This window comes from Chryseobacterium sp. S0630 (assembly GCF_024158915.1).
In the GTDB taxonomy this organism is placed as follows: Bacteria; Bacteroidota; Bacteroidia; order Flavobacteriales; family Weeksellaceae; genus Chryseobacterium.
The window spans coordinates 1-13,730 of the sequence record NZ_JAMZGF010000010.1 but is presented as its reverse complement, the minus strand read 5'-3'; the positions used below and the strand labels follow the sequence as shown (position 1 = coordinate 13,730).

14 protein-coding genes and 1 riboswitch are annotated in these 13,730 nt (G+C 36.7%); of the genes, 3 read left to right on the top strand and 11 right to left on the bottom strand.

The features are described from left to right. Positions 1–12: 12 nt before the first annotated feature. The 6 genes from NK356_RS06665 to tsaE form a co-directional block, all read right to left on the bottom strand. Entirely contained in the window at positions 13–402 is a 390-nt protein-coding gene (locus tag NK356_RS06665; RefSeq protein ID WP_034692288.1) for a hypothetical protein, read from the bottom strand. Positions 403–512: 110 nt separating this feature from the next. After that, a complete protein-coding gene (locus tag NK356_RS06660) occupies positions 513–1,223 on the bottom strand; it encodes a LytTR family DNA-binding domain-containing protein (protein WP_034692290.1) in 711 nt (236 codons plus the stop codon). Beyond that, positions 1,198–1,971, bottom strand: a complete 774-nt coding sequence (locus tag NK356_RS06655) for a histidine kinase (protein ID WP_253316545.1) — start codon at positions 1,969–1,971, stop codon at positions 1,198–1,200. The genes NK356_RS06660 and NK356_RS06655 overlap by 26 nt, the downstream gene beginning before the upstream one ends. A 19-nt stretch (positions 1,972–1,990) precedes the next feature. Next, positions 1,991–2,362: a DUF4258 domain-containing protein gene (locus NK356_RS06650; RefSeq protein WP_034692291.1), complete on the bottom strand. Its 372-nt coding sequence runs from the start codon at positions 2,360–2,362 to the stop codon at positions 1,991–1,993. Next, the gene (locus NK356_RS06645) at positions 2,362–3,552 is read right to left on the bottom strand and encodes an alanine dehydrogenase (RefSeq protein ID WP_034692293.1); all 1,191 of its coding nucleotides are present in this window, start codon (positions 3,550–3,552) and stop codon (positions 2,362–2,364) included. The genes NK356_RS06650 and NK356_RS06645 overlap by 1 nt, the downstream gene beginning before the upstream one ends. A gap of 67 nt (positions 3,553–3,619) precedes the next feature. Then, entirely contained in the window at positions 3,620–4,027 is a 408-nt protein-coding gene (gene tsaE / locus NK356_RS06640) for a tRNA (adenosine(37)-N6)-threonylcarbamoyltransferase complex ATPase subunit type 1 TsaE (RefSeq protein ID WP_034692294.1), read from the bottom strand. A gap of 302 nt (positions 4,028–4,329) precedes the next feature. Here tsaE and dnaG point away from each other — a divergent pair, with 302 nt between their 5' ends. Continuing rightward, complete coding sequence (gene dnaG, locus NK356_RS06635; RefSeq protein WP_253316544.1) at positions 4,330–6,318, top strand: DNA primase; 1,989 nt, start codon at positions 4,330–4,332, stop codon at positions 6,316–6,318. A gap of 111 nt (positions 6,319–6,429) precedes the next feature. Next, on the top strand, positions 6,430–7,116 hold the full coding sequence (gene clpP / locus NK356_RS06630; protein ID WP_027373257.1) for an ATP-dependent Clp endopeptidase proteolytic subunit ClpP: 687 nt from the start codon (positions 6,430–6,432) through the stop codon (positions 7,114–7,116). Positions 7,117–7,465: 349 nt separating this feature from the next. Here clpP and NK356_RS06625 read toward each other — a convergent pair whose 3' ends face one another. Then, entirely contained in the window at positions 7,466–8,572 is a 1,107-nt protein-coding gene (locus NK356_RS06625) for a T9SS type A sorting domain-containing protein (protein WP_253316543.1), read from the bottom strand. 62 nt (positions 8,573–8,634) lie between these two features. Beyond that, positions 8,635–8,827, bottom strand: a riboswitch (cobalamin riboswitch). Between the two features lie 234 nt (positions 8,828–9,061). Between NK356_RS06625 and NK356_RS06620 the strand changes: the two genes are divergently transcribed. After that, positions 9,062–10,330, top strand: coding sequence for an esterase-like activity of phytase family protein (locus NK356_RS06620; RefSeq protein ID WP_253316542.1), 1,269 nt, complete (start codon positions 9,062–9,064; stop codon positions 10,328–10,330). Positions 10,331–10,407: 77 nt separating this feature from the next. Here the strand turns inward: NK356_RS06620 and tpiA are convergent, their stop codons facing one another. The 4 genes from tpiA to NK356_RS06600 all read right to left on the bottom strand — a co-directional run bounded on the left by tpiA (position 10,408) and on the right by NK356_RS06600 (position 13,357). Continuing rightward, the gene (gene tpiA / locus NK356_RS06615; protein WP_062671267.1) at positions 10,408–11,166 is read right to left on the bottom strand and encodes a triose-phosphate isomerase; all 759 of its coding nucleotides are present in this window, start codon (positions 11,164–11,166) and stop codon (positions 10,408–10,410) included. 55 nt (positions 11,167–11,221) lie between these two features. After that, on the bottom strand, positions 11,222–11,569 hold the full coding sequence (locus NK356_RS06610) for a TerB family tellurite resistance protein (protein ID WP_034692300.1): 348 nt from the start codon (positions 11,567–11,569) through the stop codon (positions 11,222–11,224). 110 nt (positions 11,570–11,679) lie between these two features. Beyond that, positions 11,680–12,789 carry a BT_3928 family protein gene (locus NK356_RS06605; protein ID WP_034692302.1) on the bottom strand — a complete coding sequence of 370 codons (1,110 nt, stop codon included), beginning with the start codon at positions 12,787–12,789 and terminating at the stop codon, positions 11,680–11,682. Between the two features lies 1 nt (position 12,790). After that, positions 12,791–13,357 (bottom strand): DUF1599 domain-containing protein, encoded by a 567-nt coding sequence (locus NK356_RS06600; RefSeq protein ID WP_253316541.1) that lies wholly within the window; start codon positions 13,355–13,357, stop codon positions 12,791–12,793. Positions 13,358–13,730 lie beyond the last annotated feature (373 nt).

Sequence of the window (13,730 nt, the reverse complement as noted above, 5' to 3'; positions counted from 1 at the left end):
ATGTAATAAAATCTATTTGAATGAATAGCCGAGTCCGAAGCCTATTTTCCAGTTCCCATTCTGATCCGCTGTCTTAGTGTTATAGTAGGCAGGAATCTGGAAGGCTATCTTTTTATATACTATTGTAAGACCTGCTCCCAGTGTAGGCATGATAGGACTGTTTTTGGTTCCTGAAGAATGGTCTTCTTTAATTCTCAGGGAAGGAAGCATTCCCAGAATGAATTTTAGATTTTTATGGGTAAAATTTACATTTGGGCCTGTAAAGTTGAGGTAAGCACCATGATCTACATATCCGGCTACTGCTATTCCGTCAAAAAAAGAGGCCTTCAATTTTGAAGAAGCTTCCTGGGAAAAACATAAGCCGGATATGAGAAGTCCTGCAGCATAGAAAAAGTTTTTCATTATAAAATCAATTAATTCCATGCAAAATTAAAGGGATTCAATACTGAAAAAGGGGAGTTGTAATGAAGGGCTTATATTCTGTAACGAAACCGGAAAGATTTGAAAAAGATCTATTTTCCGAAGAGCTCCATCAGGGAATTTTTATAAGCATCTCCAATCTGAAGTTTCAGAAAAGAGTGATCTTCCGTAGGAATTGTAGTGATGATTTCGTTGGTTGAAAATACCTTAATGGAAGACAATGCAATAATCTCTTTTTTGTTGACCTGAGCAAAATCTTTCGCAGGAAGCATTTCAAGAAGGTTTTTAAAATTCAGGTTTTTTAATACGATGGTTGTTCCGTCGCTTAGGATAATATCTTTATCTCTGCTATCAATTTCAGAGGTTTTGATGTAGGAAATCTGCTCTGTGAATATAACCGTTTTTCCAATATTGGTATTCCACTCGATAAAGGTCTTTTTAGGCGTATTTTCTACCAGTTCTTTAGCTTTTTCGAAGGCTTGGATCAGTCTTTCTTTTTTGATGGGTTTTCTCACATAATCCACTACATTCAAATCGAAAGCTTCGGCTGCATATTCTTTATAAGCTGTTGTAAAAATGATTTTTTTAGAACCTGAGATAATCTCAGCTACCTGAAGCCCTGTCATTCCGGGCATTTCAATATCCAGAATGCACAGATTACAGTCGAGGCTGTCTATTTCGTTCAGAAAGATTTTAGGATCATTGAATGCTTTTACCACTTCTACATTCTCAATCTGTTCGCATAGAAGCTTTAAATAACTGATCGCCAGTAATTCATCATCCAGAATAACGCATTTTATCATAGAATTCTCCTAAATTGATTTTTAATTCTGCAGTAAAGATTCCGTTTTTTGAACTTCTTTCCAGCTGATAATAAGTACTGTAGATCATTTTAAGCCTCTGATCAAAAGACTGGCTTCCGAAGCCGCTTTTTTCCTTTTCCAGAACATTTTTCAGAGATGCTTTATTGCTGACTTTCATGGTGAAAACTCCACCTTCAAGCTCCATATAAATAGAAATAAAAGAGTCCTGAGCCAGAAAATCTGTATGTTTGAAGGCATTTTCAATAAGATCCACAGAGATCAGCGGAGCAAATACCTTTTCCTCATACAAAGCATCAGATTTATTAATCTTTGATTTGATTCTGAAGTCAAAAAGTGGATTGATCTTGATTTTATTAATCTCAATAAGGCTTAAAGCAAAGCTAAGCTCTTCTTTCGGGCTTACATACTTATTGTTGCTTTCGTATAAAATATAATCCAGTACATTAGCCAGTTTATCCAGTGACATATAGGTCTGATAAGCATGAGACTGTACCGAATTCAGAATATTTTTAAACAAATGTGGATTCAGCTTTGTCCCGATATGTTCCAGACGGACTTCATTCAGACGCTGCTCGATAAGTTTATTGGTTTCTGTCAGTTTGGTATTTCTCTGTTTCAGCTTCTGATTCTGGCTGAAGAGATAAATACTGACAGTCAGAAACAGGAAAATGGCAAAAACTCCGATGAATATCAGATAATCATGAATCATGTAGTAATTGCCGTCCATAGCTTGTGGTTACTGAAAACTATTTAAGTTTCTTAAGACCGTTTACCGTCACGGTTTCTTCACACTTTTCAAAAGTGATTTCGTAAGAAGGATTTTTTTCAGGGTAGGTGATAAGGTAATCCGGACATGGTTTTTTCTGTGCATGACTACGGTCAAAATCTACTTTTCCGTTGGTAATGATGCTGTCTTTTATAAATTTCTCATCAATCTTGTAAGTCGTCATTGCATTTTTAGCCTCTTCAGAATATTTGAATTCTTTGGAAAGACTTTCAGCAATCACACGGCTGTTCGGTAAATATCCGCTGCAGCTTGCCCCTTTTTTGTTTAAAATAAAAAATACGATCAAAAGCCCCGGAACGAAGCCTATTGCATAAAATTTCAGTTTCTTCATTAGAAAATTAAAAGATTGATATCGTGGTACGTAAGTCCGAAACGGTCGCAGATGATCTTTTTGGTATGCCTTCCTTTGTACATATATAAGCTCTGCTTCATTTCGTTTTTGCGGATCAGCATGTTTTCAAAGCCGCCCTCTTCGTCATAATTTAAAATATAGGAAAGGAAGAAATTCGAGATAGCCTTGGTGGTGGTTCTCGGCATTCTTGAGGTAAGGTTCGGAAGTCCGCAATGGATAACACCGTGTTTGATGATGTAAGGATCTTCCATGGTTGTTAATTCGGAAGTTTCAATCACTTTACCATTATCTATCGTGATATCAATGATGACACTGCCTTTTTTCATTTTCATGACCATATCTTCCGTAACGATAGGTGTCATGTTTAATCTTGGAAGAGCTCCGATCACTACATCAGCACGTCTTAAACTTTTGCTGAGTTCTTTAGGATCAATAATAGAAGTCGGTACACGGCTGTCAACAATCGTATGAAGCCTTCTCAGCTTTGATAAAGAGTTATCGAAAACCTTTACACTCGCTCCTAAACCAATGGCTGCTTTTGTAGCAAATTCACCCACAATTCCAGCGCCAAGAATCACAACTTCTGCAGGTCTTACTCCTGTAATTCCACCAAGCATTAAACCGTTTGATAAGGCTAATAATTCAGAGGCGTATAAAATAGAAACGGTTCCTGCAATTTCACCGACTAATCTTACCAAAGCCAGTTGCTTGTATTCATCAACGATAAACTCAAAAGCGATGGCATTTATTTTTTTCTCTGCAAGCTTTAAGAAATACTCCTTGTCTCTAAGATTGATCTGAAGTGCCGAAACCAGATACGTATTAGGTTTCATGTACTCAATTTCATCTTCTGTAGGAGGATTCACCTTCAGAATAAGATCCTGCCCGAAAGCTTCCTTCGGATCATTGGTGATTTTCGCTCCAGATTCGGAATACTGTAAATCTGTAAAAAATGAACCTTGTCCGGCTCCTGATTCAATAATGATCTCATGGCCGTGCTCTACCAACACCTGTACGGCGTCAGGAGTAATGCAGGTTCTCCTTTCGTTGAGACAGGTTTCTTTAGGAATTCCAATACTGAATTGTTTTCCTTTTTTTATAACATCCAATTTTTCCTCTTTCGGCATTAATTCTTCTTCTGTGAAAGGAGTAAAAATATTTGTACTCATCCTTAAATTAAATTATGTCTTACAGATTGTTTTTTACACTCAATTAATGAGCAAAGATACATAATATTTAATCGAATGAAATTTCTCTGTTTTCACCCGTGTTCACTATGCTCATTGTATGGTAGTTAAGGCCATAAAGCTCCTCTTCATACACTTCCGGCCATTCGATAATGCATAAAAAAGAATTGTCCAGATATTCTTCGATTCCGATATCATAGACTTCTTCAATGTTTTTAAGACGGTAAAGATCAAAATGATAAACTTTTCCTTTTTCTGTATTGTATTCATTCACAATAGAATACGTAGGAGAGTTTACTTCATCCTTGCTACCCATATTTTTAAGCAGAAATTGAGTAAATGTGGTTTTACCTGCTCCCAGATTTCCTTTTAGTAAAAGAATATTATGTTTTAATTGAGGAATGATGCTGTCAACAACTTCCTGCCAGTCTTCGATTGTATTGATAGTGAACTGCATATACTAATTTGTTTTGCAAAAATAATGATTTATGAGTTTTAAATGAGAAACTAGAAGTTAGAAGTTAGAAATTAGCAGTTGAAAGCTAGAAGCTGGAAGTTATTAATTATGAATGATGAATTATAAGTTATGAGTTTAACTCCTACACTTTCAAACTCTACTACTCCAAATCTCGAATCTCGTCATCCCGAGCCCAAAGTGTTTCCACTCTCTAACCCTAAAACCCTCTAACTCTCAAACCCTCCGACTCTCCAACTCCGAAACTCTTCCAACTTCTCCATAAAATTACTTAATTTTACAGCATGATTTCCAAACAGACCATTGATAAGATATTCTCCACAATCCGTGTTGAAGAGATTGTGGGTGAATACGTGCAGTTGAAAAGGGCAGGGTCTAACTACAAGGGACTCAGTCCTTTCCATGATGAAAAAACTCCCAGTTTTGTAGTTTCTGCCAGTAAGCAGATCTGGAAGGATTTCTCTACAGGAAAGGGAGGGACGGCGATTTCTTTCCTTATGGAAATTGAGAACTTTACTTATCCTGAGGCACTTCGCCACGCTGCCAAGAAGTACGGAATTGAAATTGAAGAAGATCAGCGTGAAATTTCTGAGGAAGCAAAAAATGCCCAGACAGAAAAAGATCTTTTATATAAGATTCATGAGGTTGCCAATACTTATTTTCAGGAGATTCTTTGGGATGATCAGGAGGGTAGAAGTATAGGTCTTTCTTATTTCAAAGAAAGAGAGCTGAAGGATGATATCATTAAAAAATTCCAGCTGGGATATTCTCCGGAGAAGAAAAATGCTTTCACGGCTTATGCCCTGGAGAAAGGGTATACCAAAGAAATTCTTGAAAAATCCGGACTTTCTATTTTCCCTGAAAACACTCCTGCAGGCGTAGATCGTTTTAGAGAAAGAGTTATTTTCCCTATTCACAGTTTTTCCGGAAGGGTTTTAGGTTTTGGAGCAAGGATTCTGAAGAATAATGTCAAGACTGCGAAATATCTCAACTCACCGGAAACGGAGATCTATCATAAATCCAATGTTCTTTACGGATTAAACCAGAGTAAACAGGCTATTTCAAGGAAGAATGCCTGTCTTTTGGTGGAAGGATATATGGACGTGATTTCACTTCATATGTCCGGAATTGAAAATGTGGTAGCAAGTTCCGGAACGTCTTTGACTACAGAGCAGATTAAACTGATTAAGAGGCTTACAGAAAATGTAACGATTCTTTTTGACGGTGATAATGCCGGTATCAAGGCCAGTTTCCGAAGTATTGATATGCTCCTGACAGAAGGAATGAATATCCGTGTTTTACTTTTCCCAGATGGAGATGACCCGGATTCCTTTGCCCGAAAACATCCGCAGGATTACGTTGAAAAGTACATCGAAAATGAAGCGATGGATTTCATCGACTTTAAGGCGGAAATTCTGTTGAGAGATATCGGAAATGATCCTATCAAAAAGGCTGAAGCCATAAGGGATATTGTAAAATCGGTTTCTTTTGTACAGAATGCCCTGAAAAGAGAGGTTTATCTTAAAGAAGTTTCCAATAAATTCGGACTTTCCGAACAGAGTCTTTTCAATGAACTGGATGTTCAGAAACAGATCACGCAGAATCAGACTCATCATGTTCAGCAACAGCAGAAGGAAAAAACAGCTGCTCCAAAGATGGAAGTTGTGCCTTTGGACCAGGAAAAAGAAGATCCTTTTCTGTATGATGTACTGTTCATGGAGAACAAGCTGGTAGATCATATGCTGATGTTCGGAGATATTATTCTGAAAAGAAGAAATGATCAGAACGAGGAATATGATATTACCGTTATTGAAGAAATTCTTCATCATTTCGAAGAAGAACAGTATATATTTTTAGTCAAAGAAAATGAGATCATTATCAATCAGGTAAGGGAAGGGATTCAAAAAGATGAGTTGAGAAGTGGAAACTTTTTTGTATCTTTTATGGACGAAGAAATTACTACCAAGGTTGTAGATGCTTTAATTCCGTTGGATGAGCTTGAAAACTGGGCTTCCAGAAATATTTATCCTCCCAATTATGGTGATAAAGTGGCAGATCAGATCAAGGGAGATGTTTTGCTGCATAAATACAGATATATTGACTATCTGATCAAGGAAACGGCTAAAGAACTCGATCAGTACAGCAGTACGGATGAAGTAAAATATTATGAGCTGATCAAAAAGATTACCCTGTTGAAACAGGCGTCTATCCGATTGAATAATATGATCGAATATTCACCTATCAAAGGAATATATGTAGATAGAAAAAGATAATTTGACGTCAGGTTTTTGAGTATTCTGTGACAAAAAGTCCTATAAAATTTTAGGAATAAATATTGTAATTTAAACTTCGAGAATATTTAAAAAATAATACATAATAGAAATATGGACATTAAAAAAGAATTCAGAGATTTCTCTGTAAAACATTTAGGAAACAACGGTTTGGTTACCGATCAGTATATGGGAATGTATGGCCCAACGAATCTTACTCCGTACATCATGGAAGAAAGAAGATTAAACGTTGCTCAGATGGACGTTTTCTCCCGTCTGATGATGGATAGAATTATCTTCCTTGGAACAGGTATTGATGATCAGGTTGCAAACATTGTTACGGCTCAGCTTTTATTCTTAGAAAGTGCTGATCCTTCAAAAGATATTCAGATCTATATCAACTCTCCTGGTGGAAGTGTATATGCAGGTTTAGGTATTTATGATACGATGCAGATCATTAAGCCGGATGTAGCAACAATCTGTACAGGTATGGCTGCTTCAATGGGAGCTGTATTATTGGTTGCAGGAGAAAAAGGAAAACGTTCTGCGCTTAAGCACTCAAGAGTAATGATTCACCAGCCTTCAGGAGGTGCTCAGGGAGTTGCTTCTGATATGGAAATCAACTTGAGAGAGATGTTGAAACTGAAGCAGGAACTTTATGAAATCATCGGTCATCACTCAGGACAAACATACGAGTGGGTAGAAAAATCTTCTGACAGAGATTACTGGATGACTTCTGAAGAAGCGAAAGGCTACGGAATGGTAGATGAGGTTTTACAAAGATCTACAGAGAAAAAATAATTGATTTTAAAATCATAAGAAAACCGCACCAGATTGGTGCGGTTTTTTTGTTGGATTTGTATTTTAATCACTCATTTAAGTTATTTACCAAATGCTTAGACTCCTGTGGAAAGACACAATTGGAATAATGGTTTATCCATACAGTTTGTCATTCCGTAAGAATACAGCATAAGGATTCAACAACAGATGTGAGAGAAAAATTACAAACCAGATCAAAATTCCAACTGAAGACGTAATAATTCCCATCCTCTGGAGGGGTGGCGAAAATTCAAAGAATTTTTGACGGGGTGGTTTTCAACAGTATATTTTACTCACATCTTCACAAAAAAAGCGACTCAAGTCGCTTTCTCTATTTCTTAACAATCTTATGTACAATCGTATTTTCAGATGTTTTAATCTCCACAAAATAAACTCCTGAGTTTAAAGAATGAATATCAATCTTAGTAACCTGAGAAGTCATTATCTTCTGTCCAGTTACAGAGTAAATATTCACTTCTTTCAGTTTCTCAGCCGTTTCAATCTGAATAAAATCACTTGCAGGATTTGGATAAACACTGAATTTTTTCTTTGTAACAGAAGAAATTCCTAAAGTCAACTGTGCTTCTGTGGGTGTAAACGGTCTTCTTTGCCCAAAACTTAATCCAAACCAGTCATTATTACCCAGTTGAATCTGAGAAAGATTGGCTTTTGTTTGCCAGCTTGATAAATCTTTTCCTTTATATACTTTCCAGCTGTCAGATCCGGAAGCATTCCCTGTAAAGGAGTTCAATGATAAGGTAGAAATCTGGTTGTTTGCTGATGTAAAATTAAAATATGAAATCTGAGACTGAATCAGTTGTAAAGCCTGTTCAGCAGTTATGCTTCCGTTATATTTAATTCCAAAAACAAAAGAATTGGCATTTCCGTTGGCATTGTCTGTTCCGAAATCAATGACGACAAGGCTTTTATTAGTTCCGCTTCCCACCCAGTTCGTAACCTGAGACGGAGTAAACCATGCAGAACTGTAAGCTGGAACGGGAGGAGAGGGAGGAATATCGTAATGATCAAGGCCATATGTAACTCCATACCATTTTCCGTCCACCAAAGGAGTATATCCTACACCATTGTTCCATGTCATGTTTGATGCACTGGATCCAGACCATGTTATCCAGCTGTCATCAGTAGTGGATGTGTGATGGTTATAATTCAGAATAGAAAGATATCCTGTAGGAATGTCAACCTGCATTTTGGGTTCTGCTGCCACAATTGCATTGATAAGATCTTCCATCAACAGGCCATCGCCGTCAAAACGATATCCCCATGCATAAGAATTGGGAGAGCTGTCATCATTAAAATCTGCAATGAAATATGCTTTTTTAGAACCTGTTCCTACCCAAAATTTAATGTCGTTTTCTGTGAATTGGGCCGACAATACCTGCATGCAAAGCAGTAAGAAAAAAAGATAGATTTTCCTCATGATATAATTAATTTAAAGTTTTATTCCCGAAACTTATCTTCAGAGGAGAAATAATTCTTTCTCTGAATCTGGTGCTTTACGGCAGGTCTCCTGGCTCACATCTTACAGCTTCCTTCCCGGATTTTCAGGTCCAGTGGTTTTTCGTGCAGTAAGTTTAAACAGTTTACAGTTGCGGGTACAGCCCAAGATTTGAATATTATTCTCACTTGATTCCCTATTAATGAACATTGTTCAGCCTTAAAACGCTGCAAATATATCATATAAATAATTGAGTCCGTTTTGTGAATTATTATTTTTCAAATATTCTTAAAAAGTTGATTTTCATATTGATTCATTATTTAGCCAGATTATTGGATTTTCGTTTTTAAATCCGTTGTTTTTCTGTTTATCTCCTATTTATTTTATTATTTTCATTGTTAAAAAACAATTATCATTCTATTCAAGATCAGTTTACAATCAATTTATACTTTCGCAGCCATAAAAGTGAATATGAAAAAATTGCTATGGTCTACTGTAGTGCTGGCAGTATTGGCTTCATGTAAAAGTGATGACGATACCACAATGATTAATCAGGATATTAATTATTCCAAACTACCTCAGGAATTTCCATTTACAAAACTGGCTACAATAAACGGTGTGGATGTTATTAACGGTGGCTTTGGTTCCGGAGCAGCCGCTCATCCTACCAGAAAAGGTGAATTCTATGTCATTACAGATAGAGGTCCTAATACCGACTTCCAGAATGGGAAAAAGTTTCTTGCTCCTAATTTTACTCCAACCATTATGCATTTTAAAATCAATGCTGACGGAAATGTAGAGGTCATCAAATATATTAAACTTAAAAATCCATCCGGACAACCTATTACAGGACTTCCAAATCCTGTAGGAATGGGAAGTACCGGAGAAGTAGCTTATGATGCTTCCGGAAATGTTTTGGGTACTGATCAATATGGTCTTGACAGCGAAAGTATTGTTGCTGCCGCTGATGGTACATTCTGGGTTTCTGATGAATATGGTCCACATATCGTACATTACAGTGCTGATGGAATGGAGATGGAAAGAATAAGCCCTGTTGGCGTAAATACAGGACCAAGAAAATTGCCTGCTGTTTTAGCAAAAAGAAGAGCCAACAGAGGAATGGAAGGACTTTGCATGACTCCGGATGGAAGAACATTGGTAGGTACAATACAATCCATGATGTTTGTTCCTAGTAAAGCGTTGGCCACCAATACTACTTTAACGAGAATTGTCACTTTTGATATTATTACAGGGCAAACCAAGCAGTTTTTATACAAACAGGATGGTGGCGCTTCTGATTCGGTGTGTGATATTACAGCCATCAGCAATAATGAATTCCTGGTGATTGAAAGAGACGGAAATTTCGGTTCTCAGGGAGGAATTAAAAAAGTATACAGAATCAATCTGAGCAATGCTTCCGATGTGAACGGAGCCGATATTAATGCGGTGGACGGAATGAAAATTAACGGAAAAGCTTTAGAGCAGTGTTCATGGGATGAAATTACCAATGCAGGAATAAAAGCTGTTACCAAAACATTAGCCGTAGATCTGGTTGCAAAACTGGGCTATGAACATGATAAATTCGAAGGAATTGTTTATTTAGGAAATAATAAACTGGCTGTTTTCAATGATGATGATTTTGGAGTAGTGGATGATGGAAACGGAAATCCAAAAGCTAAAATTTTACCTAAAACGGGTAAAGTAGACAAAGGAACAATGTATGTAGTCGATATTCAATAATTAGATTTTTTTAACGGAAAAGCGGCGGAATCGAAGATTCCGCCGCTTTTTATTGGATGGTATATCAATCCTTTATATTAATTAAAAGCTTCAATAATCTTAGAGAAATCCTCTAATTTCAAAGCTGCTCCTCCGATAAGACCACCGTCGATATCCGGCTGAGAGAAAATTTCTTTAGCATTGTCTGGTTTTACAGAACCTCCGTAAAGGATAGAAACCTCGTCAGCAACTTCCTGTCCGTATTTTGAAGCGATAATATTTCTGATGTGAGCGTGGATTTCCTGAGCCTGCTCCGGACTTGCTGTTTCTCCTGTTCCGATAGCCCAAACCGGTTCGTAAGCAATCACTACTTTTTTGATCTCTTCAGCAGAAAGCGTGAAAAGAGCTACTTCAGTCTGATTTTTTACTACCTCAAGGTGCTGTCCTGCTTTTCTCTGCTCAAGAGTTTCTCCGTTACAATAAACAGGAATAAGACCTTTATCAAGAGCTAATTTGATTTTTCTGTTACAGTGAGAATCTGTTTCTCCGTGATATTGTCTTCTTTCAGAGTGCCCGATTAGTGAACCGGTTGCATCAATAGATTCCAGCATATCTGCAGAAATTTCACCAGTATAGGCGCCGCTTTCATGCTCGCTCATATCCTGAGAAAATACTCCTATTTCATCCTTTTCAAAAACATCTTTTGCCATCATCAAATACAATGCAGGTGGAGCAATCCAAACCTCACAATTCGTAGCATTGTTGTTTTTATAGCTTAGTAACTGAATCATTAATTGTTGTGCATCAATTACATTTTTGTTCATTTTCCAGTTTCCTGCAACTATTTTTCTTCTCATAAGATTTAAATATAGATTTATTTATTTTTTTAAGTTTGTGCAATGTGTTGAGCGTTTATAATCCCCAAAGGTTTTTCAACAGTACGTAGAACGTATGTTCCTCTTCCGTTACTTTATTATCAGCTTTGATCAGTGATTTTGCAAACTGAACAAATTTCACACGCTCGTCCTCTGTAGAATCTTCGTGGAAACATCTTGCATGGAATTCAAAATGATCTTTCCATTCTTCAGGCTGCAAAAGAGCCAATGTTTCAAGCTCGTTGTCAAGATTCATTCTGAAAGGAAATTCATCCGCCATGTATTGCTGTACCAGCATTCCTTCCTCAGGAGCAAATTCTCCGTCTACAGAAGAAAGGATCATAAGTAAATGATAACCGGCGATTGATTTATTTGATTTTTGCATGAGTTGTTGTATGTTTAAGTTTAGTGTTTAAATTTGATAATTGATAATTAATACATGATTATTTCTCGTCAAAGAAAGATCATTTATAAGTCATCATTCATCATTTATAATTAATTAACGTAGTCCTTTGCAGGCTGTTTATCTATAATTTTTCCGTTTTCAAGAATCAGTACAAATGGGTTGCTTCTCGCTATTGTTTTGATAGCAGTTCCATCCATCAGTACATTTTTAATGGTTTTAAAAGTATTAGGTTCTGTGGAAACTCCGTAGATAAGAGCACCTTTCTGTGCTTTTACCTTCGCTTCTACTTTTTGAAGCAGATCTGCAGGAATCTCTTTTGGATGATATGAGAAAATCAGAACAGCTTTAGGCGCGTTGATGATTTCCTGGGTAACTTCCATTCCTGTAGGATCTTCAATCTTGAATTTTACAATTTCAGATTTATAGCCTTCTTTAATAAGGACAGATTCATTCTTTCCATCTTCAATTTTCCATGGAGAGCCTTCTGCCCAGTATTCTGTTTTTTTGATATAATCATCCTGATTTACTTTTACAACGGCTCCTGTTTTCTGATTTTTCAGCGTGTAGAAAGTTTTATATTCAGAAGGGTTTTTATCAATTTTTGCTTTTTCAGCTTTTATATCAGTCCCGATTTTATAATCACGGAAATCAATAATAGGTTCATGCATAATTCCTTGAGCCATAACATAAATCATCCCTAAAGAAAAGACTGTTAAAAGGATATATTTAAAGGTATTGGAAGACTCTTTCTGAGTAATTCCGTACTCATCTTTTTTACGGAAATCTTTTCTGTAAAGGATAAATAAGATAATCAATCCTACCAGCAGTACAACATCTTTTAAGAAGCTCTGCCAAGGAGTGAATTTGATAGCATCTCCAAAACATCCACAGTCGGTTACCACATTGAAATACGCTGAGTAAAATGTAAGGAATCCGAAGAAAACACAAAGTGCAATTAATATGGACAAGGTAAACTTAAGCTTTAATTTAAGCAACAGCATAAATCCTAAGAAAAGCTCCAGTACCACTACGATAATGGAAAATAGCAGAGCAAACTTTTCTAAAAAAGGCATGTTGAAAACCGGCGGTGCGAAATATTCTTCCATTTTGAAAGAAAAACCTACCAGATCCACGGCTTTTACAAAGCCTGAAAGGATAAAAATAACAGCAATAATAAAGCGTAATAAACCTTTGAGCATATTAAATATTTTTGGGTTCGAATTGATTTTCTTTTTCTGAGAATTTGATAAGGCAGAAGACTGCATAATTCAGCATATCGAAATAATTGGCATCAAGCCCTTCCGAAACAATGGTTTTTCCCTGATTATCCTCAATCTGTTTAGTTCTTAATACTTTCTGATAAATAAGATCTGTAATTGAAGAGATTCTCATATCTCTCCATGCCTCACCATAATCATGGTTTTTTCTCTCCATCAAAGCCTTTGCTTCAGTGGCATACTTGTCATAAAGACCTAAAATTTCTTCCTTATTTTCGTTGAAATCATTGGAAAGACCTTTCTCTAGCTGAATAAGTCCAATGATAGAATAGTTCACAATGGCGATAAATTCATCTTCCTCACTTTCATCCACCATTTTTTTATCAGTCATCTGCAGCGTACGGATCCTGTTGACTTTGATATAAATCTGATCGGTAATGGAACTCGGTCTTAAAACCCTCCATGCTGCACCATAATCCTGTAATTTTTTACCGAAAAGATCACGGCACTGACTGATAATTTTCTCGAACTGTACTGATGTTTTTAGCATAAATTTTCTTAATCTTCCAAATATACGAATTCGGTTTTAGATTTTTGAATTTGATGAGCTGAGTTTGTGCGTGTGAGAGTTTGAGGGTGGGAGAGTTGTTGAGTTTGAGGGTAAGAGGGTAAGAGGGTTTGAGAGTTTTAGAGTTTCGGGTTTCGGGATTCGAGTTTTTGGGTTTGAGAGTTTGTGAGTGAGAGGGTTTGAGTGTGGGAGAGTTTTAGAGTTTGAGAGTTTCGGGTTGCGGGATTCGAGTTTTTGGGTTTGAGAGTTTGTGAGTGAGAGGGTTTGAGCGTGGGAGAGTTTGAGAGTTTTAGAGTTTCGGGTTTCGGGATTCGAGTTTTTGGGTTTGAGAGTTTGTGAGTGAGAGGGTTTGAGT

What these genes read in the sequence shown, in the direction of transcription:
- NK356_RS06665 (WP_034692288.1), bottom strand. Translation starts at nt 402, where the DNA reads ATGAAAAACTTTTTCTATGCTGCAGGACTTCTCATATCCGGCTTATGT.
- NK356_RS06660 (WP_034692290.1), bottom strand. Translation starts at nt 1,223, where the DNA reads ATGATAAAATGCGTTATTCTGGATGATGAATTACTGGCGATCAGTTAT.
- NK356_RS06655 (WP_253316545.1), bottom strand. Translation starts at nt 1,971, where the DNA reads ATGGACGGCAATTACTACATGATTCATGATTATCTGATATTCATCGGA.
- NK356_RS06650 (WP_034692291.1), bottom strand. Translation starts at nt 2,362, where the DNA reads ATGAAGAAACTGAAATTTTATGCAATAGGCTTCGTTCCGGGGCTTTTG.
- NK356_RS06645 (WP_034692293.1), bottom strand. Translation starts at nt 3,552, where the DNA reads ATGAGTACAAATATTTTTACTCCTTTCACAGAAGAAGAATTAATGCCG.
- tsaE (WP_034692294.1), bottom strand. Translation starts at nt 4,027, where the DNA reads ATGCAGTTCACTATCAATACAATCGAAGACTGGCAGGAAGTTGTTGAC.
- dnaG (WP_253316544.1), top strand. Translation starts at nt 4,330, where the DNA reads ATGATTTCCAAACAGACCATTGATAAGATATTCTCCACAATCCGTGTT.
- clpP (WP_027373257.1), top strand. Translation starts at nt 6,430, where the DNA reads ATGGACATTAAAAAAGAATTCAGAGATTTCTCTGTAAAACATTTAGGA.
- NK356_RS06625 (WP_253316543.1), bottom strand. Translation starts at nt 8,572, where the DNA reads ATGAGGAAAATCTATCTTTTTTTCTTACTGCTTTGCATGCAGGTATTG.
- NK356_RS06620 (WP_253316542.1), top strand. Translation starts at nt 9,062, where the DNA reads ATGAAAAAATTGCTATGGTCTACTGTAGTGCTGGCAGTATTGGCTTCA.
- tpiA (WP_062671267.1), bottom strand. Translation starts at nt 11,166, where the DNA reads ATGAGAAGAAAAATAGTTGCAGGAAACTGGAAAATGAACAAAAATGTA.
- NK356_RS06610 (WP_034692300.1), bottom strand. Translation starts at nt 11,569, where the DNA reads ATGCAAAAATCAAATAAATCAATCGCCGGTTATCATTTACTTATGATC.
- NK356_RS06605 (WP_034692302.1), bottom strand. Translation starts at nt 12,789, where the DNA reads ATGCTCAAAGGTTTATTACGCTTTATTATTGCTGTTATTTTTATCCTT.
- NK356_RS06600 (WP_253316541.1), bottom strand. Translation starts at nt 13,357, where the DNA reads ATGCTAAAAACATCAGTACAGTTCGAGAAAATTATCAGTCAGTGCCGT.